The organism is Bradyrhizobium elkanii WSM2783 (assembly GCF_000472865.1).
Classification (GTDB): domain Bacteria; phylum Pseudomonadota; class Alphaproteobacteria; order Rhizobiales; family Xanthobacteraceae; genus Bradyrhizobium; species Bradyrhizobium elkanii_A.
Genome location: NZ_AXAP01000084.1, coordinates 17723 through 36374 on the forward strand (window position 1 = coordinate 17723; position 18652 = coordinate 36374).

The 18652-nt window shown below is 61.0% G+C and carries 17 protein-coding genes; 8 read left to right on the plus strand and 9 right to left on the minus strand.

Features of this window, described 5'->3' with window-relative positions:
• Nucleotides 1–107: 107 nt before the first annotated feature.
• Both YY7_RS64845 and YY7_RS0140280 read right to left on the minus strand, forming a co-directional pair.
• Complete coding sequence (locus tag YY7_RS64845) at nt 108–1427, minus strand: phosphoribosyltransferase family protein (protein WP_349642706.1); 1320 nt, start codon at nt 1425–1427, stop codon at nt 108–110.
• A gap of 86 nt (nt 1428–1513) precedes the next feature.
• Nucleotides 1514–2416, minus strand: coding sequence for a LysR family transcriptional regulator (locus YY7_RS0140280; RefSeq protein ID WP_028168116.1), 903 nt, complete (start codon nt 2414–2416; stop codon nt 1514–1516).
• Between the two features lie 243 nt (nt 2417–2659).
• On the opposite strand from YY7_RS0140280, the gene YY7_RS54415 reads away from it, so the two are divergent.
• Nucleotides 2660–3484, plus strand: a complete 825-nt coding sequence (locus YY7_RS54415) for an alpha/beta fold hydrolase (RefSeq protein WP_035692224.1) — start codon at nt 2660–2662, stop codon at nt 3482–3484.
• A 39-nt stretch (nt 3485–3523) separates the two neighbouring features.
• Here the strand turns inward: YY7_RS54415 and YY7_RS0140290 are convergent, their stop codons facing one another.
• The 3 genes from YY7_RS0140290 to YY7_RS0140305 form a co-directional block, all read right to left on the minus strand.
• Nucleotides 3524–5002 carry an AMP nucleosidase gene (locus YY7_RS0140290; protein ID WP_028168117.1) on the minus strand — a complete coding sequence of 493 codons (1479 nt, stop codon included), beginning with the start codon at nt 5000–5002 and terminating at the stop codon, nt 3524–3526.
• 410 nt (nt 5003–5412) lie between these two features.
• On the minus strand, nt 5413–7044 hold the full coding sequence (locus YY7_RS57100) for a M56 family metallopeptidase (protein WP_051397175.1): 1632 nt from the start codon (nt 7042–7044) through the stop codon (nt 5413–5415).
• Nucleotides 7044–7424 carry a BlaI/MecI/CopY family transcriptional regulator gene (locus YY7_RS0140305; RefSeq protein WP_028168118.1) on the minus strand — a complete coding sequence of 127 codons (381 nt, stop codon included), beginning with the start codon at nt 7422–7424 and terminating at the stop codon, nt 7044–7046. Before YY7_RS0140305 ends, YY7_RS57100 begins: the two co-directional genes overlap by 1 nt.
• Before the next feature lie 135 nt (nt 7425–7559).
• Here YY7_RS0140305 and YY7_RS0140310 point away from each other — a divergent pair, with 135 nt between their 5' ends.
• Nucleotides 7560–7997, plus strand: coding sequence for an acyl-CoA thioesterase (locus tag YY7_RS0140310; RefSeq protein WP_028168119.1), 438 nt, complete (start codon nt 7560–7562; stop codon nt 7995–7997).
• A gap of 71 nt (nt 7998–8068) precedes the next feature.
• Here YY7_RS0140310 and YY7_RS0140315 read toward each other — a convergent pair whose 3' ends face one another.
• Nucleotides 8069–9205, minus strand: coding sequence for a cupin domain-containing protein (locus tag YY7_RS0140315; protein WP_028168120.1), 1137 nt, complete (start codon nt 9203–9205; stop codon nt 8069–8071).
• Between the two features lie 243 nt (nt 9206–9448).
• On the opposite strand from YY7_RS0140315, the gene YY7_RS54425 reads away from it, so the two are divergent.
• Both YY7_RS54425 and YY7_RS63890 read left to right on the plus strand, forming a co-directional pair.
• On the plus strand, nt 9449–10756 hold the full coding sequence (locus tag YY7_RS54425) for a threonine/serine ThrE exporter family protein (protein WP_051397176.1): 1308 nt from the start codon (nt 9449–9451) through the stop codon (nt 10754–10756).
• Nucleotides 10757–10844: 88 nt separating this feature from the next.
• The gene (locus YY7_RS63890; protein WP_433994563.1) at nt 10845–11285 is read left to right on the plus strand and encodes a hypothetical protein; all 441 of its coding nucleotides are present in this window, start codon (nt 10845–10847) and stop codon (nt 11283–11285) included.
• Nucleotides 11286–11567: 282 nt separating this feature from the next.
• Here YY7_RS63890 and YY7_RS0140330 read toward each other — a convergent pair whose 3' ends face one another.
• On the minus strand, nt 11568–12824 hold the full coding sequence (locus YY7_RS0140330; protein ID WP_035692206.1) for a Spy/CpxP family protein refolding chaperone: 1257 nt from the start codon (nt 12822–12824) through the stop codon (nt 11568–11570).
• A gap of 567 nt (nt 12825–13391) precedes the next feature.
• Here YY7_RS0140330 and YY7_RS0140335 point away from each other — a divergent pair.
• Complete coding sequence (locus YY7_RS0140335) at nt 13392–14213, plus strand: alpha/beta fold hydrolase (RefSeq protein WP_196237406.1); 822 nt, start codon at nt 13392–13394, stop codon at nt 14211–14213.
• 108 nt (nt 14214–14321) lie between these two features.
• Here the strand turns inward: YY7_RS0140335 and YY7_RS0140340 are convergent, their stop codons facing one another.
• Nucleotides 14322–15062 (minus strand): winged helix-turn-helix transcriptional regulator, encoded by a 741-nt coding sequence (locus tag YY7_RS0140340; protein WP_028168123.1) that lies wholly within the window; start codon nt 15060–15062, stop codon nt 14322–14324.
• A gap of 121 nt (nt 15063–15183) precedes the next feature.
• Between YY7_RS0140340 and YY7_RS0140345 the strand changes: the two genes are divergently transcribed.
• Nucleotides 15184–15660, plus strand: a complete 477-nt coding sequence (locus tag YY7_RS0140345; RefSeq protein WP_028168124.1) for a cupin domain-containing protein — start codon at nt 15184–15186, stop codon at nt 15658–15660.
• Nucleotides 15661–15917: 257 nt separating this feature from the next.
• Here the strand turns inward: YY7_RS0140345 and YY7_RS0140350 are convergent, their stop codons facing one another.
• The gene (locus YY7_RS0140350; protein WP_028168125.1) at nt 15918–17489 is read right to left on the minus strand and encodes a hypothetical protein; all 1572 of its coding nucleotides are present in this window, start codon (nt 17487–17489) and stop codon (nt 15918–15920) included.
• 552 nt (nt 17490–18041) lie between these two features.
• On the opposite strand from YY7_RS0140350, the gene YY7_RS54435 reads away from it, so the two are divergent.
• Nucleotides 18042–18275 carry a nuclear transport factor 2 family protein gene (locus YY7_RS54435; protein WP_155255526.1) on the plus strand — a complete coding sequence of 78 codons (234 nt, stop codon included), beginning with the start codon at nt 18042–18044 and terminating at the stop codon, nt 18273–18275.
• Between the two features lie 178 nt (nt 18276–18453).
• A partial coding sequence (locus YY7_RS59130; protein WP_155255527.1) for a helix-turn-helix domain-containing protein occupies nt 18454–18652 on the plus strand: 199 nt, incomplete at its 3' end.

Sequence of the window (18652 nt, forward strand, 5' to 3'; positions counted from 1 at the left end):
GCGGCTGGTGCAAGATGGTCAAGCATGGGAGGAGGCTACCGACTTCGGCTCCATGTTCGCGCGAGCCTGGTGATTGCTGGCTGCGAAATTGAACAAGGAGATGTCGCTCACGCACGGCCGCCATTTCCCTTGGCGCGGCGCAGCAGCTCCACCACTTGCCGATCCGAGATCTGGTTGAAATCCCGGTAGTGCATGCCGACTGCAAAGAACGACTCGGGATTCATCAGGCAAATGACTTCGTCTGCTTCGGCGTTCAGGGCCTCGAGCGTATCGGGCGGAGCGACCGGCACCGCGAGCACAAGCCGGCGCGTACCCGCCCTGGAGAGTGCCTTGAGCACGGCCCGCATCGTTCCACCGGTCGCGATGCCGTCGTCGATCACGATCACGGTGCGGCCTGTGATGTCGACGGGCGGCTCGCTGTCGCGATAGAGGCAGCGCCGCCGCTCGATCTCTAAGAGCTGGCGGGATGTCTCCGCCTTGAGATAGTCGGCGCCGGGCTCGATGGCGCGAACGATCTCGTCGTTCATCACCACCTGCGGCTTCGCGCCATCGACCACCGCGCCCAGCCCGAGCTCTTCGTGTCCGGGCGCGCCGATCTTGCGCACCAGCACGACATCGAGCGGCGCGTTCAGCGCCTGCGCGACCTCGAATGCGACCGGTACGCCACCGCGCGGCAGAGCCAGCACCACCGGGTTGTCGTTCTTGAACTTCAGAAGCGTCGGCACGAGCCGGCGTCCGGCCTCGCGCCGGTCGGCGAAGATGCGCTCGTCGCAGGTTCCTGTCAGCGGCGATGACAGGAAACGGCGGAACCAGCGTTTGGCGTGCTCGATGACCTCCTCAAGCGCGCCGGGTTCTTCAAACAAATGACCGGCTCGTGGCACGATGACCAAATCCTTCTCGCAGGAAAGCGCGGCGAAGGCCGCACGGTTGAGCGGAATGACCGGCAGGTCGGCGCCGCCCACGATCAACAGCGTCGGCGCGGTGACGGCGCGCAGCGCCTCGCCGGCGAGATCGGGCCGTCCGCCGCGCGAGACCACTGCGCCGACATTCTGCCCTTCGGCCGCGGCGACCAGTGCAGCCGCGGCCCCGGTGCTTGCGCCGAAATAGCCGACGGGCAGTGCCGCGAATTCGGGCCTGGCATGGACCCAGTCCACGGCTTCTGCGAGGCGTGACGCCAGCAGACCGATATCGAAAACGTTGCCGCGGTTGCGCTCTTCCTGCTCACTGAGGAGATCGAGCAGCAGGGTGGCAAAGCCCGCCTCGCGCAAGCCCGCCGCCACCTGATTGTTGCGCGGGCTGTGGCGGCCGCTGCCGCTGCCATGCGCGAAGATCACGATGGCAGTCGCGTCCTCGGGTACGCCCAGTATGCCGGCGAGATGATGCAGACCAATGTTGACGTCGCTGATCTGCGCTCGTCCGCCCGTCATGATCAGTCCTCGGCAGGAGAAAGGGCCGCGCTGGGTTCCCTCTAAAACTGTAACTCAGGCCGGTGGTGGATGTTCCTCCGCCGCGCTCACGTGATACCCTCGACAGCGCGCAGCGCGGGTACCACGAAGTCGATGAAGGCGCGCACTGCAGGTCTCAGGAAGCGCGACGTCGGATAAGCCACGTAGAGTTCGCTCGCTCGAATCTCGTGCTGCGGCAGCACCTGCACCAGACGTCGCGCACGCAGTTCTTCCGTCACCAATGGAAGCTGTACCGGACCCAGGCCGCGGCCCGCCAGCAAGGCCGCAATAAGGACCCGCGCGTTGTTGGTCTTCAGCACAGGCCGGACTGGCACTTCGATGGTTCTGGGGCCGCTCAAGAGCGTCAGTGTTCCTCGACGAGACAGCACCGCGTCAGTGACGACGAGCGCGTGGTCCGTCAGTGCCTGCCAGCGCCGGACCGGACCATGCTCTGCCAGGTACTCAGGTGTCGCAACCAGGATACGCTTGATGATGCCGACCTTGCGCAGGACGGTACTTTGGTCCGTCGGGCGTCCCATGCGAACCGCCAGGTCGATGTCTTCATGCACGAGGTCCGCCGCCCTGTTCTCCAGCGTGAGGTCGACCGATACGGTCGGGTGCTGCTTTTGGAAGTCCATGACGATGCGGTGCAGATGGCTTTCACCAAGGCAGACGGGGCCGTGAATGCGCAGCTTGCCACCGACTTCGCCCATATCACGGCGCACCATCTCTACCGCTGCATCGATGGCCGCCAGGGAGGTCCCGCCTGCTTCGTAGAGCATCAGGCCTTGCGGGGTTGGGCGCACCGCGCGCGCGGTCCGCTCGAGCAGGCGCGCACCGGTATACTGCTCGAGGTTGCGCAACAGCTTGCTCACCGCGGGCTGTGAGACGCCCAGGTCACGGGCAGCGGCGGTGATGGAGCCGCGCTCGACAGTGCGCACGAAAGCACGAAGGGCGGCGCTCAGATCCATTCATAACACCTGGTTATGCAGATCATTCGCTCATAGCGGATAGACGCGGTGCGGTCCATGATGAACATTCCGTGCAAGAACTCGGCCAAGATGAGGTGCACGATGGAATTCGACCGGCGATCACTGTTGTTCGGAGGATCACAGATATTGCTCGCGGGCGCGGCTGCGACAGCGGCCGGACTTCAGTCCGTCTCTGCTCAAGAGAAGCCCGATAGCGCGGAGCCCACTAAGATACCGACCGGGATGTCTAGTCGTTTCGTCGATGTGAATGGCATCCGCATGCACTACGTTGCCATGGGATCCGGCCCTGTCGTCGTTCTGCTGCACGGGTGGCCCGAGACGTGGTTTGCCTGGCGCGGCATCATGCCGCGACTGGCCAGGAAGTTCACTGTGGTTGCGGCTGACCTGCGTGGGTGCGGGCTATCGGAGCGCACCGAGGCTGGATACGACAAGCAGACGATTGCCGGGGACATACGCGCATTGATCGCCCACCTGGGACCCGGTCCAGCCCACGTGGTCGGCCACGATATGGGCGGCAAGGCGGCCTATGTCCTCGCCCACCTTTACCCGCAAGCCGTTTCCAAGCTGGTGCTCGTCGACTGCCTGCTTCCGGGAACCGAGAATTTGGACGCCTTGCGCGGCGGAGCCTGGCACTATGGATTTCACGTCGCGCCGGAGTTTCCGGAGATGCTGACCAGGGGGCGAGAGCGCGACTACATCCGCGCGCAGATTCGGGCCTGGTCGCACGACAAAATGGCCATTTCCGAGGATGCCATTTCAGAGTTCGCCTATCATTACGCCCGCCCTGGCGGAATGACGGCCGGGTTCAACTACTATCGAGCGCTGCGCCAGGATGCGAAGCTCGCCGAGACGCTGCGCGGACGCAAACTGATGCCACTTGTGATGACCATCACCGGGCGTCATAGCGCTGGCGACAAGCTCGCCGAATCCTTGCGCGATCAGGCCGCCGATCTCACGAGTGTCGTCGCGGAGGATAGCGGTCATTTCGTTGCCGAGGAGGTTCCGGATTTCTTCTGCGAGAAACTGGAGACATTCCTGGTGGGTTGAAGCTTGCTGGCGTGGACAAGCGGCGCGAGATCTGACGCGTTACTGAAACGCGACCTCGGCGAAGCTCCGGAGCTTGCGCGAATGCAGGCGCTCCAATTGTTGCTCCCGCAGTCGTTCGAGCGCCTTAAGGCCGATCTCGAGATGCTGGCCGACGCGCTGCCGATAGAACTCGCTCGCCATGCCCGCGAGTTTGATCTCGCCATGGAGAGGCTTGTCCGAGACGCACAGCAGCGTGCCGTAGGGAACGCGGAAACGAAAGCCGTTGGCGGCGATCGCCGCCGATTCCATGTCGAGGGCGATCGCACGCGATTGCGACAGGCGCCGAATGACCGAGCGATCGCCGATCTCCCAGTTGCGATTGTCCACGCTTGCGACTGTTCCCGTGCGCATCAACCGTTTCAGCTCGAAGCCTTCGAGCCCGGTCACTTCACCCACGGCTTCCTCGAGCGCGACCTGCATCTCGGCCAGCGCCGGTATCGGCACCCAGAGCGGCAGCTCATCGTCGAGCACATGATCCTCGCGCACATAGCCATGCGCGAGCACGTAGTCGCCGAGCCGCTGTGTATTCCTGAGACCAGCGCAGTGTCCAAGCATCAACCAGGCGTGCGGCCGTAGCACCGCGACATGATCGGTGATGTTGCGTGCATTGGACGGACCGGTGCCGATGTTGATCAGGGTAATGCCCCGATAGCCGGCCTCGACCGAGTGAAAGGCCGGCATCTGCGGCATGCGTTGCGGCGCGATCCCGGTCGTGCCGCCGCCAAGGCGCGCGTTGCGCGTGATCACGTTCCCCGGGCCGACGAAGGCGTCGGGGCCGATCGCGCCCGCAGCCAGACGCTTCTGGCTCAACTCGGCGAACGCATCGATGTAGAACTGGTAGTTGGTGAAGATCACGAAGTTCTGGAAGTGCTCCGGATCCGTGCCGGTGTAATGATAAAGCCGGCGCAACGAATAATCGACACGTGCCGCGCGGAACAGGGCCAGCGGCTCGGGAGCGCCAGGCGCGAGCTCGAGCGTGCCATTGGCGATGGCATCGTCCATGGTGGCCAGGTCAGGCACATCGAAGAGATCGCGCAGCGATCGCATTACGTTCGATTTGTCGCCGGGCGTGAGTGCAGCTTCGATGTTGATGTCGCGACGATAGGCGAAATGAATCGGGATCGGCTCGTTCGACTCGCCGATTTCCACCGGTACGCCATGGTTGTCGATCAATCGCCCGATCTGCTCGGTGAGGTAGGTGCGGAACAGGTCCGGTCTCGTCACCGTGGTTTCATATACCCCCGGCCTTGCGACGAAGCCGTAAGCGAGGCGCGAATCGACCCGCACATAGGTCGAGGTTGCAATGCGCACGAACGGATAGTTGGCGCGCACGCGCGCCGTGAGCGGCGCGCCATTGGCGTAGGCCTCGAAGTGTTTCCGCAGGAAGGCGGTATTACGTTCGTAAATCTCTTCCAGGCGGGCAACCGCTGCAGCGGCGTCCGTGAACCCTTCGGTTGTAATCCGCGGCGGGGTCAGCATGGTGAGGGCGGAGCACATTGTCGTTACTATGGCAGATTCTCAGGAGCAAGAAAGGGGGATCGCTGGCGCGAGTTGCCCAAGCGCGTCGGCAGCCTGGCGGCACGGCTTGCGCTGCGATCGCAAAGGTCACGCGCTATTGAGCGTCTTGCCGGCCTGTTCCGCCAATTGCTTACAATCGAAACCGTTTTCGCCGGCATCTGAAACAGTGCGGTAGCACCCCCCGCAAGGTCGACCGGACGACGTTGCAGGCGATGGCGATCGAGGGCGACAAGGTGGTTCGCTCCCGGGTAGACGAACAAGCATCGCGTCGCGCGAGCTAGGCTGTTCGCGCATTCCGGGATAACGACAAGGTCATCGGCGGGTTAGCTAAGGCTAGCCCGCCAATGCCATTTGTGTGGTGGACTACGTCGCTATGGTCCGCCCTGGACCAGGAGTCCCGCGATCTTTCCGTCCGGCGCCAGCGTAATCCTCCAGATCGATAGGCCATTGTCATATTTGGCCTCGTACACATCCCAGCCGCCGCTACCCACGCCCCTGAAGGAGATCGATTGCAATTGTCCCGATTGTTCCAGGCCGCGCTGGAGCCCAGGCAATTGCTGACGGGTAGCGACTGCCAATTCCGGCGTCATCGCGTCGTAGTTCGGCTGCCCGGCCCGAATAGCTTCGATCGTGCGACGTAACGCCGCCTCGCTGCCCGGTTGGGCGGTGCCGTCCTTTATTCGCTTCGCAAGCTGCTCCGCCACTCTGTCGGCTTCGGCCTTGTCCACCCGTTTTGCCATTTGCTCGTGACCGTTCTGATGGAGCACCAGCGCTGCAGCCTTCCGTTGCGGATCGGTGACGAAGGAAATCTGCGCATGGACGATCTTGGCGAAGAATTTGGTGGGGCTCTCGGGATAGAATTGCACCGGCTGTTGGCCTGTGAGCTGCACGAAGAGCTGATCCCCTTGCCGCGTGACCGTGAAGATCAACGCCGCCCGCTGATAATAGCCAACGTAATTATCGAGTATCTTTGCGTCGATCGGAACCTCGGTGCGCGGCTGCGCTTGCTCCAACCTGCGCTCGGCGATCGTGTCGGGATCTGATGTCATCGCACTATTATCCGCTGTTGGAGGGGAGGGAGCCTGCGCCACCACGCCCGACGAGATTGCTGCCAGCGGCAGAACGCAGGCGATGATCGCCGCGCGCGCCTTCCAGTCGATCTTTCTCGGCAGACGCGTTTCCGCCAGGAGCTGTTCAACCCGCCGCGCGACGGTCTCCGCTCTCGCCATCGCCAGGCTGGTTGAGCCGCTCGGTCCATGTCCCAGCCTGACCAGAAGCTCGGCATAACGGATGCGATCTTCGATGTCCGCGATCGCCGCGGCGTCGCTTCTGACCTCCGCCAGATAGATGATCCGGCTGCTGAGCCACCAGGCCAGCGGATTGAACCAGAACACGGCCTTGTTGATCGCCGCCAGCAACACAAAATAGAAATCGCGTTGGCGCACATGCGATTCCTCGTGGACCATGATCGCGCGCCGGTCCAGGACATCCCAGGTGCCGTAATGCTCGGGCAGGAGGATGGTCGAGCCGAACGTTCCGGGCGCCTTGATCGCAGGGCTCGAGCGCACGTCCTTGCCTGCGGTCCAATCCTCATAAACCGGATCAGCCGATATCTGCAGCCGCCAACCGAGCGCGGTGCCAACCGCCAGTCGTAGCAGAAGCCAGCCAGCAACCAACAGATAGATCGAGGCGGCAAGCAAACGCCAGTCGAAGTGCGGCGATATCGCGCCATGCTGCCCGGCGGAAGCGGGAGCAAGATCGGAAGCGAGGGAAGAGATCGACATATCTCCCGTCAGGACAAGGAGAGCCGGTGGGATGTCAGCCCCGAGGGTGAACATTGGCCGGCCGACCATGAGAGGTGACGCAAGAGAGGCGATCAGCACCAGCCGCCATGTCGACATCAGGATATGCGGATTAAAGATGCGCAGCGCCTTCAGTCCGATCCAGATCGCCAGGATCAGCACGGACGAGCGGATCGCGGCTTCAATGACGATTGCCAACATCACTTCCTCTCGCTTTTTGCCTGTCCAATCTTCTTCGATAGTTGCTCGAGCTGCTTCTTGTTCAGCATCTTGGCGTCGACGATGCCAACGAGCACATCTTCGATCGAGCCGTTGCAGAACCAGTCGGCGATGCGCCGGACCGCCTTCGCCGCCACCTTCCGACGGTCCTCAACGGGACGAAACAGAAATGTTCGCCCCTCGACGTCGTGCGTGACGAAGCCCTTTTCCTCGAGCCTGCGCAGCACCGTGCGGACGGTCGATTCCTTTAGAGGTCGATCCAGTCGCTCCCGTACCGATTCCGCGGTGATAGGCGCATGCGCCCAGACGAGCTGCATCACCTCTCGTTCGAGTTCGCCGAGTTCCGGCAGATCATCATCCATTGTATTGTGACCAGTGATAACGTTACAGTGTGTAGCATATAGGCGGCGGACGGTCAACGATCGCGCCACGGGCAGCTCACATCCGTCGCGATCGTGATATCAGGGGATGGACGATACTTCGTGGATGGAGAAAGCATGCGCCAGGATTTTTGGTTCCATCATCCGTTTCGGGTGCGCTATTCCGAGGTCGATGCGCAGGCCGTGGTGTTCAACGCGCACTACCTGACCTATTTCGATACCGCGATCACCGAGTATTTTCGCGCGCTCGGCTATGACTATCTCGGCGAGGTCGCCAAGACCGGCGTCGATTTTCACCTTGTACGGTCGGTCGTCGAATACAAGGCGCCGATCCGGTTCGACGAGGAGATCGATGTGTGCGTGCGCGTTGCGAGGATCGGTCGGTCCTCGATCACGCTGGCGCTCGCCATTTTCGCCAGGGGCAGCGACGATCTCCGCTCCACCGGCGAAATCGTGTGGGTGTGCACGGACCAGCGGACCCACAGCTCTGTCGCCGTCGCGGAGCCGTTGCGGGCTCTGATTGCAAGCCGCGAAAAGGCCCTCGTTCAGGCGTGATCCATAGAGGCCGGCTGACGCGCCAGCCGGCCAATCTCGCCGCCCGCTCTCAGGCGAAAGCTGATCTCGGATCAACGCACGACCGCGCAGCGCTCGCGCTTCAGCGCCTTCATCGCGGTGTCGTCGAGATTGAGATGTCCCTTGACGAGGTCAGGCGGAGTCAGCGCCATCCAGTTGTTGAGCGAGATGTCCTTGTAGCGCGGCTTGTTGAAGACGTTGATCAGCCGCAGCGTGGTCGGACCGATGTTCTCGATGTAGTGGCCCATGGTCCTCGGCACGAAGCCGACGTCTCCGGAAGTGTAGTTGAACGTCCGCGCCTTCGATGTGGCATCGAACACCGTCATGCGGGCCTGTCCTTCCAGATAATATTGCCACTCGTCGGCATCGGGATGCCAGTGCAGTTCGCGCAGCGCGCCAGCCTCGATCTCCATGATCAGCGCCGACAGGGTGGTTTCAGGGAAGTTGGTGACGTCGATCATTTTCACCGATCCGCCCTTGTACGGGGTCGCTGGATGTTCGGAGGCGTGCCAGACATAGGGAAGCTTCGGCGGGCTGTCGGGAAGCTGCTTGCGCACGATCTCGAGCGATGCCGGCACCGGGAGGCGGAAGATGTACTTCTCGGATTTCGGAATGTTGGCGAAGTGCTCGACACCGATGCCGAAATTCTTGGCGAGGATGCCGGGCGGCGTATGCGCCATGAATTCGGTGATCAGCAATGTCTCGTTCTCGGAGAAATTGCCGTCGTCGAACACCAGCAGGAATTCGCAGCCGCCATCGAGGCCCTGGATCGAGTGGGGAATTCCGGCCGGCACCAGCCAGACGTCGCCCGGCTTCAGATCGTCGACCGCGACATTGCGGTCCTCGTCGACGACGGTCAGCCGGACATTGCCCTGCAGGATGTAAGCCCACTCCGCTTCCTTGTGCCAATGCAGTTCGCGCACCACGCCGGAATCGAGTCGCATGTTGACGCCGGCCATCGACTTGGCGACCGGCAGTTCGCGCACCGTCACCTCGCGCGCCCAACCGCCGTCCTCGAGGCGGTTGTGGGCCATACCGAAGGAGAATTTGAGGTTCGGGAGCGAACCGTTGTCGGTTTCCGGCGGCGTGAGGATGTCGGGGTTCTGGCTGTCGAGCAGGGCGTTGCGGGGACCCGGATCGGTTGCGCCTTTGGCGCCACGGATAGGCTGCCTCAGATGGCTGTCGGACATGAGCTAATCCCTGATGTGATGAACGATGACGTGCGAAATGCACTCGCTTCGCGGCGAGCGTCGCAAGCTACGCCGGGCAAGCAGGGAAATATTTCCGCGATGCACGCCTTTTGTTGAAACGCCACAATCGTGGCGTCGGGCCATTCGGAAAAACGGCTATGGAAATCGGAAAGACCATCCGCGAGGCGGGCGGTATCGCACTTTTGATACGCGTTCGATCGGAGATTGGGTTTTGTTGATGCGATGAGCCAGCCGCTTGATAGGGCAGCCGCCGCCCGAAGCCCGGATTGCGATCCGGCGCGCGCGCTCGACGTGCTGGTGACGGCTGCGATATTGCTGTTCACGAACGGCCAGACGAGCGAGCGCACGACCGAGTATGTCGAGCGGCTGGCGACAGCGCTCGGCTTTTCTGCGCGGGTCTTTCTGCGCTGGGACGGAGTGACCATCGCGATCGAGAATGGCGGCGGAGTGGCGAGCACGACCGTCGAGGCGAGGCCGGTCGGCATCGAGATGGGAAAGGTCGCCGTCGCAACCAAGTTGATTGACGACTTCTGCGATCACCCCTCCACACCAGAACTGCTGCGCTCCGCCCTTGCCAGGGTGCAGGCTCGCCCGCCCGTCTCGCTCATTCGCTTCGCATCCTTCGCCGCCATCGGCGCCGCCGCGCTCGGCATCATCTTCGGCGCCGCGCATGTGGCAAGCCTGATCGTCATCGCCGTCAGCGCCGGCCTCGGCGCCTGCCTGCGCCGCTGGATTGCAGGGCGGAGCCATAACCCGTTCGCCCAGCCGCTCGCCGCCGCGCTGCTCGCCGGCGCGATCGGCGCGCTGGTCGTCGATCTCCAGTTCTCCTCCAGCCTGCAGCGGCTGGTCGCCGTCTGTCCCTGCATGGTGCTGGTGCCGGGCCCGCATGTCCTCAACGGCACGATCGACCTTGCCCGTGGACGGCTGGCGCTCGGGATCTGCCGGGTGGTCTATGCCAGCCTGATCATCTTTTCGATCTGCATCGGCCTGCTCGCCGGACTGTCGTTCGGCGGGGCCAACCTGCCGGCATCGGCGCCGTCGCCGCCGGTCCCGTTGATCTATGACGTGATCGCTGCGGGTGCGGCGGTGTCCGCCTATGGTACCTTTTTCTCCATGCCGTGGCGGATGCTGCCAGTCCCGATCCTGATCGGGATGTTCGCCCATGGCGTGCGTTGGGCCCTCTTGGCCAAGGCCGGCGTCAGCCTGGCGGGCGCCGCCTTCATCGCCTGCCTCATTGTCGGAGCGATCACCACGCCTGTGGCAGAACGTCTCAGGTTGCCCTATGCGGGGCTTGCCTTTGCATCCGTGGTTTCGCTGATCCCGGGGGTGTTCCTGTTCCGGATGGCGGATGGGCTCCTCGAACTCGTCGCGAGCGGAGGTAACGTTTCAGGCTTGCTGCAGGCAACGCTCGCGGATGGAATCAATGCCTTCCTGATCACTCTTGCGATCACCCTGGGGTTGATCCTGCCGAAGATGTTGATTGGGTATCATTTCGACAAACGGTTTACTGCGAGCGGCCGAAGCGCGTAGAATTTGAATCGCATCCCTGCGCAAGACATACGCTTTTGCAATCTGCGCATTATATTCAAGGGATGCCGCTATCGTAACGGTCGAGCAGGTGATTGGGATGCGCCTATTATTGCTTATCAATTTGACGGCTGTTGCCGTGGCGGGAGTCGCTATGGCTCAGACCGAGGAGCCGCCGATGTCCCTTCCGCCCGTAAGCGTCGATCCGCAGCGGAATAATTTGCCGCCGGCTCTCGACCTCGGGCCGCAGCAGGGTTCAGGAAACAACAGCGCCGCCCGCGGCAATTCCGGAAACGCCGGCAATGCCAAAGGCGGCTATGACGATCTCAACAAGCGCTTGATGGGCGAGGTCAACAAGGTCAATCCTCCGATCACGAATCAGCCGCCGCTCGACGCGCGATCGCCGGACACCCGCATTGGCGTTATCAACATACCGGGGGTTCGGCAGCAGTACGGGCAGAATTTCGGCATTTCGGCCCAGCCGTACCGCCCGCCGCCGCTTGTCTACTCGGCCCCTTTGGGACGTCACTAAACATTCACGCAGAAGGCGCCTGAGCGGCGCGGGTTGCTGACCTGCCGCTCAGGCTCGCCGGACATTCGGTCGGAGGCATAAGTCTGAGAGCCAGTAGCCGTCCGTTTCGTCCAGATCAGCGAGTGCTGCCGTCGCCAACGAGATGCTCGCGGAAGAATCTGATGATGCTTGCGTTGAAGTCACGATGAAACGCTGTTCTGTCGAAGCCCGGTGGATCGGCGCAAATGCGACAGGGATGCGAAGTCTGCCTTAGCCGATCAGCGCCGCTTGGGGATGGAAGAATCACATCCCCCGCTTCTTCGGCCCGAGCCCCTCGAACTGCGTCTTCTGCTCGTCACTCAGGTACCAATAGAAATCGTCGACCGCGTCGTTCACGCTTCCGATCGCCTCTCGCATCGCTTCCAACCGCGCCTTTGCAGCCTTAAGGCGGGCCGGCGGGGTGAGCGCGTCCTTTGGCGGGCATGCGCTTAAGGTTTCCATCGTGGACATCGTGGTGTCCTGCACCAATTCGAGCGCGGCGCGCTCGGTATCGTTCAATTTCAAGGTGGCAGCGATGTCGTCGAGGGGCCATTGCTGGGCGACGAGCTGGCGGTATTGCTTTTCTGCCTGTTGCTCGTCCTGCGGTTCGCGGCTCGCCTGGCAGGCGGCGTCCTGCATCTCCTTCAGCTTCGCGACCTCAGCGTTAGTGCGGCGGTCGCGTTGGGGCGCGTTGAGCCGTGCCTTCTGCTCATCGTTCAGGAGATCGTAGAATTTTTGGAATGGCGGCTGAACGACCGCAACTGCGCTCAGCATCGCGTTGACGCGGCTCTGCATGGCCGCGAGCCGTTCGAGCGCGGTAGTTGCGGCCTGTGCTGGACAAGAGGCGCGGATGGTGTCGCCGGCGGAAGTCCAGGCGCTTGCGAGCTCGTCGAAGGCTGTGCGTTGCGCCTCGTTCGCCGCGACCACCCGGCCGATCCGTTCGAGGGGAAAGCCGGTCGTCTCGGCGGTGTCGCCGCCACAGAGCTCCTCCTGTACGGAGGGCGCTTTGCGATGCCGCCTCCCGGCGGGGCGCTCGGCCGCAAACGCTGAGAGATCGCTCGCAGCGTAAGGCGAGAAGATCGCGGCGTAGAGATCGCCGTAGCCATAGCCCCAGAAGCCGCTGCCATCACTGAGAAGCGCGTAGTCATAGAGATCGCTATAGGCGAACGGCCAGAACAGCGGACCGACCCAGCCGTATGAACCGTCGGCGTGCTGCCACCAGCCTTGCGCAGCTCGGCCGCCCTGCCAGCCGGCCAGCGCCGCGATGGCGGTGAGCTGCGCGCGCTCGCTCGGGCGGATCGACTCGGCGGCGGGGCGAAGATCTTGCGGTCTTAAGGCAGCCATTCGGACGCGGCTGTGGCGCGCCGCCATACGTGCGCGACGGAGACCTGCGACCGACAGCATGCCGGCCATCGCGAAGCGCGCGACACCGACGGGGCCGCCAACGCGCAGGCGCAAGCCCGCCTCGGCCGCATTCGGCAGCGCTCCTAGAACGACCAGGGCAAGGCCAGCCGCAGCCATTCCAAGGCGGGACGTTGGCATGATCACTCCCTTGGCTTCCCTCCTCCGCGGGCGGGCCGCACCCCGTCACAAATATGACTCGGAGCGAAACCGAAAGTTCCACCCGCGGTCGTTTTCCTTCGAGTGAACCTGCGGTCAGGTCACGGTGTCAAACCACCGAAGTTACATCGCGGCGCAATTTTCAACGGATGTCTTCTTAGAAATCGCTGATGCATTTTACGCGGGCGACGCGAGGGACGTTTCATCACGGACGTCCGTAGTGGCAATGAAAAGCTACGCAGAAGCAGAGAAGTCCAGAGATCACCTATCGCAAGAGGGTTATTCGATTTTCGAGTCTTACAACAATAGCCCTCCTATAGCGGCACAAGACGGAAAATCGCCTGATGTCTGGGTCGGGTGAACACGACATCTCACGTAGAGGGTAGCTTCCGGAGCAAACCGGACATTCGGCCAAACCCGCATGTCTCAGAAGGGCTACATGCAGACCTTGGCCGCGAACCGATGCTTTGGTATCCTGCGATCGTATCCGCCAAAGTCATATTTTCCCTATGCAAAAGAGAATTTGTCATGACAAAAAGTGGAATTAGTCGCCGCCGCATGCTTTGCAGTGCTTCAGCCGGTGGTCTCTTGGTAGCGACCGCTTCTGGCGCGATCAGGACAGCCCGCGCGCAGTCGGCGCGGAAGACCTTCGTACTTGTCAGCGGCTCATTTTGCGGCGGCTGGATCTGGCGCCGGGTCGCTGACCGGCTTGAACAGGGCGGTCACAAAGTATTCGCTCCGTCACTCACGGGTTTGGGCGAGCGCTCGCATCTGCTTACCAAGGACGTCAATCTGGACACCCACATCGCAGATGTCGTCAACCTCATTCAATGGGAAAGCCTCGAGAACGTCCGTCTCGTGGCGTGGTCCTATGCAGGCTTCGTATGCTCGGGCGCACTCGAAAACATCGGCGACAGAGTCTCATCGGTTGTATGGCTTGATGCCTTCATTCCGGCCGACGGACAAAGGGTGGCAGACTTCGCGGCCGACGGGGTTCGCAAGTCCATACAAGCGGCCCTCGACAAGGGCGAGGCTGGCGTTCGTGGATTAACGAAGATCTCGACCGCCGCTATCGTTGCCGAACCGGATCGGGCATTCGCCGAATCCAAAGCCACTCCTCATCCGGTCGGCACCTATCTCCAGCAGATCAAGGTTTCCGGGGCGCTCCAGAAGGTTTCGAAGAAGACATACATCCGCCTCCCCAAATTTCCGCAGCCGGCCTTTGACAAGGCACTTGCAGACTGCAAGAGCGATAAATCCTGGACCGCATTCGAACTGCCGGACGTTGGGCACATGGCTATGCTCGATGCACCAGAACGCGTCAGTGAGCTGATACTGCAAGCCGCCTGAGATCGATCTCCCTCAAGTGACGTCACGCTGAAAAAATGCGTTACGTCCGCTGTGGGCAAAGCGGACATCTAAACGCCGACTGACTTGCCTGGGCAGCTAGTCTTGGACTCAGCCCGCGCGAAGCATAATCCTGGTGACAGGTAGGGATTTTTTTGCAGCCACCCGCCTATCTGCGAACGCGCGGCGCACCGCATTTGCCATCGGACTCCAGGCAAACCAACCCGGAAAAGAACGCGCGTCCGCCGGTGCCGCATCCAGCCTTACCAGCTCTTTACACAAAGCTTCGGAAAAGCTCATGCGTCCCAGCCAAACTTGATAAAACGCCCCGATATCGGCCGAGACGATCACGTCGATGTCGAAGCCGGGATCCTTGAGACATACCGAAATGTCCCTACGTTCGATCAACAACCAATAGCCCTGCCTGAGTCTGCGGAAGTCGAACTGGATCACCACTCGACGTTTGCCTATGGCCTCGATGCACACACGGCGTCGCATCCACCATAGCAAGATGATGGGATCGAGCTCACTCGGCCGCGGATCGCCGAAAGCCCAGCGCGCTCCCCATTCTCCGAACTGATCGATGATGGGTTGCAGTTCGCGGCCAGCCGCGGTCAGGCGATATTCGGCTTGTTTACCTCGCGAGGCGATGCGTCGCTCCAGCACACGGAATCGCTCCAGGCGCCGCAGTCGCTCGGCAAGCAGCGTGCGGGACATGTGTGGAAGACCGCGTTGAAGCTCGTTGAAGTGACCAACGTCAGCAAGAAGCTCGCGGACAATAAGCACAGTCCAGCGGTCGGCAAGGATTTCTGCCGCTCTCGCCACCGGACAATATTGCCCGTAGAGATGCATGACTGAACATATCATGCTGTGCGCCCGCAAAGTAGTCCGAACTTTGTACTAGTCCTGCCCTCGGTAGCGGATCAAATGGGGCTTCGATGCCAATCCAAAGTCCATAACGGGGGGACCCGTCATGACGAACGATGAACCTATCAGGCGCGACGTTCTGCAAACGATCGCGGCGGTGCCCCTTTTGGCGCTGCTTGCGCGGGCGGGCGTAGCTCGCGCGCAGACTGGAGCAAGTCCGGTGAAGGTCGATACCAAGGGTTTGGTAGCCAAGATTAGGTTCGAGGCACCTCTTGAGGGGTTCCTCAAGGAAATCAACGGAAAGTACAAGCTCCGCGTAACCGAATTGACGCTCGGCCCCGGCGGATATGTGGGCGAGCACAATCATGAGGGCCCGGGCATCCGCCAAGTCACCTCGGGTTACATGACTTATGTGTTGCCGGACAAGACCGTCGTTTACGGCCCCGGCGAGTTCTTCTTCGAATCTGGCGACGTCAACCACACCGTCTTCAACAAGACGGACGCGCCCATGGTTCATGTGCTCTTTGAAATACTTCCTGTCAGCCTGGGTGGCCCCTCGTTGATCACCGTCAGGCATCATTGAGGCGGACGGCTGTGCGAGCCTATGTGCCCCGTTTGGTGGAAAAGGAGTGCGATGTCCGAATTCGGGTGCAAAATGAGAAAAACTCAGCACGAGCAAATCTAGTCCGCTATTGCCCCGCAAAGCGGACCTCAATTACAGGTGCCACCACTTCGCTGATGGGCCAAGCGGACTCATGCGGCGGACCAATTGGCCTGGGCCAACCAACATAAGCCCGGCCCGCTTCAATGGTTGAAGCAAGCGGACCGGGCCACCGCCTTTTAGGCCAGCAAGAGGCCGTGCGTCGCGAATGTGAAATCCTGAGGCCTGAGTGCTTCCTCGCTATGGACAACCACGTCGTTGCCTGCACTGAACGTGATCGTGCTTTCATGGGTCGTCGGGTCGAAGGCCGAGATGTTGAGCTGGTTGAAATTTTCGATGCCGAGAGCAGACACGTCGATGTGGTCGGTCCCTAGATTGGATAGGCCCTGACCAAAATCCTCGATCTTGTCGTGACCGTTGTTGGAGTTGAACACGAACGTATCGTTGCCGCCTTGGGCGGACACCGCGATGACCTGAGCGTCGCCCCACATATCGTCATTTCCAGTGCCGCTGATCAATTTGTCGGTTCCTCCATGCGCATTACCGGACATGGTCTGCGCATCACCGATAAGGAGGGATTGGAATGTTCCAGCAGGAGGTGGGTTGGAAAGATTGCATCCGGTCAAGGTATCGTTACCGCCTTGCGCGTTGCCGGACATGCTCTGGGCATCACCAAATGCTTCACTCAGAACCGGTGAGAAGGCGTTTCCACCGTTATAGCTATCATCGCCGCCTACGGCGTGATCGCCCATGTTGGCGCCAGCATCGCCGTAAAATGTGCTTCCTTCCCCGCCGGTCTTGTTGAATGTGTCGTTGCCGCCCTGGGCGTTGCCGGACATGCTTCCGCCAGCATCGCCATAGAAAAAATTTGGGAAAAAAGTTCCGCTAAGCTGATTGTAGGTGTCATCGCCACCCTTGGCAAAATCAGACATGTTGCCGCCAGCGTCGCCATAGAAAAAATTGTCCGTTTCAATGCCGCGCATCGTGTAAACGTCGTTACCACCGGCGGCGTGGCCCGACATATCGCCTCCGGCATCGCCGTAGAAATAATTGTTGGTTTCAGAGGAGCCGTTTTTTGTGAAACTGTCATTGCCGCCGTGGGCATGGTCAGACATGTCGCCGCCGGCGTCACCATAGAACCGCAACGTTCTCTCTGGTCCGTTACTGGCCGTCAATGTGTCGTTGCCCCCTTGGGCGGAGCCGGAAAGATTTCCGCCGGCATCGCCGTAAACAGTGTCTGTAAAATGCCCTTCTCCGAGCGCGAGCGTGATCCTGTCATGACCACCAATGGCGTGATCTGACAAATCGCCACCGGCGTCAGCGTAAACATTGACGGGTATCGGGGTAAAAAACCCGGTGAGTTGAACGTTCAGCGTATCATTGCCAGCGATCGCATGGTCGGAAATGCTCCCGCCCGCATCGCCGTACATGTTCACCGTAATCGTAGATGTAGTCAGCGATAGTTCGCTAGTGATTTGAGCGGACAAGGTATCATCGCCGCCCCTGGCATGATCGGAAATATTTCCGACCGCATCACCAAACATGTTGAATGTAACGGGGGTCGGCAGGGCAGCGTTGAAGACAAGTTGCGCGGAGAGAGTATCATCACCACCGATGGCGTGATCCAGGAGACTTCCGCCGGCGTCGCCATATACGACGTTGGTCCCGTCTGGGAAGCCGACCAAAATGTCGTCTGTGCCTATCTGATGATCCGTTAAGTCGCCCGGAGTAATGGGAATGCGCCTGACCATGGCTATCTCCTAGCGATTAAAGAGGCCGCCATACAGCGGCCTCGTTTCAATCTGTGTAAGTCTCTCGAAAAATCAGCTACCGCTACGGCGGCGGCGCACGAGCCAATAAGCGCCATAGCCTACTCCGATCACAAGAGCTGGGATCCCGCCTACAAGCGGGCCAGGAGCACCCTGTGCGTGTTTTTCGTTGCCGTTACCGTTGCCGTTACCAACGCCACCGTTGGGGATGCCACCAGGATCGGCCAAGGCCGGCGACAAAACAAGCATCAAAAGGGCGACCGATGCTGCTACGGCTTTCATTCGATTGCTTCCGATTTAAATCCGTGATGCATTTAAATATTAAATCAGAATTAAATACGACTCAATCCTAAAGTTGGCATGTTTGATGAGTTCCTTGGGAGAAGGAACGTGGAACTTAATCTACATCCGTCGGCGACTAGGCTTCATCCGGAGGACTGCGGAGCGATCCACGCAGCCATATTGCCACATTCACGAGCAGTTCATTGGAAGCAATCTAATCCTTCTGGGCTTCGACGGCATGTAGGTGAGGATATGTCCTTCGACCCGAAGGCCGCGGCGATTGATTGGCTTGATGCCTACGGCGCTGGCGACCTCGACACGACCCTGGCAATGTACGCCGCCATTATCAACTGCGGCTGCGACGTCATGAAAACCATCACCAGACCGGAGGGGATCCGCTTGTATTGGATGGACCGCCTTCGAGCCTATCCTGCATCCGATTTGGACAATCTGCAGCCCTCAGGTGATGGCATTCTAATTTCTTAGATCGCGCGAGGCGGCGTAGTTGCGGCCCTCCTAACGTTCAATGCTGCCGGGCAGATCACATCCCGCGAGTGCGGTCCAATAAGCTAGAGCGATTCATGGCTAGGCTGAATCGGTAGGGATTCCCCTGCGGGCCGGTTTGTGATTCAAGATGTTGGCTGGGTCTGGGGGCCAGCATCTGATGAGCCGACCTCTTTCCAATGATCTGCGTGAACGTGTCGTTGCAGCTGTAAGTGGGGGCGAGAGCTGCCGGGCGGTTGCGACGCGATTTGGCGTGGCGGTGTCCTCGGTGGTGAAGTGGTCACAGCGCTATCGTGCGACGGGTTCAGTGGCGCCCGGCAAGATAGGCGGATACCGCAAGCCGGTGCTGGAACCGCATC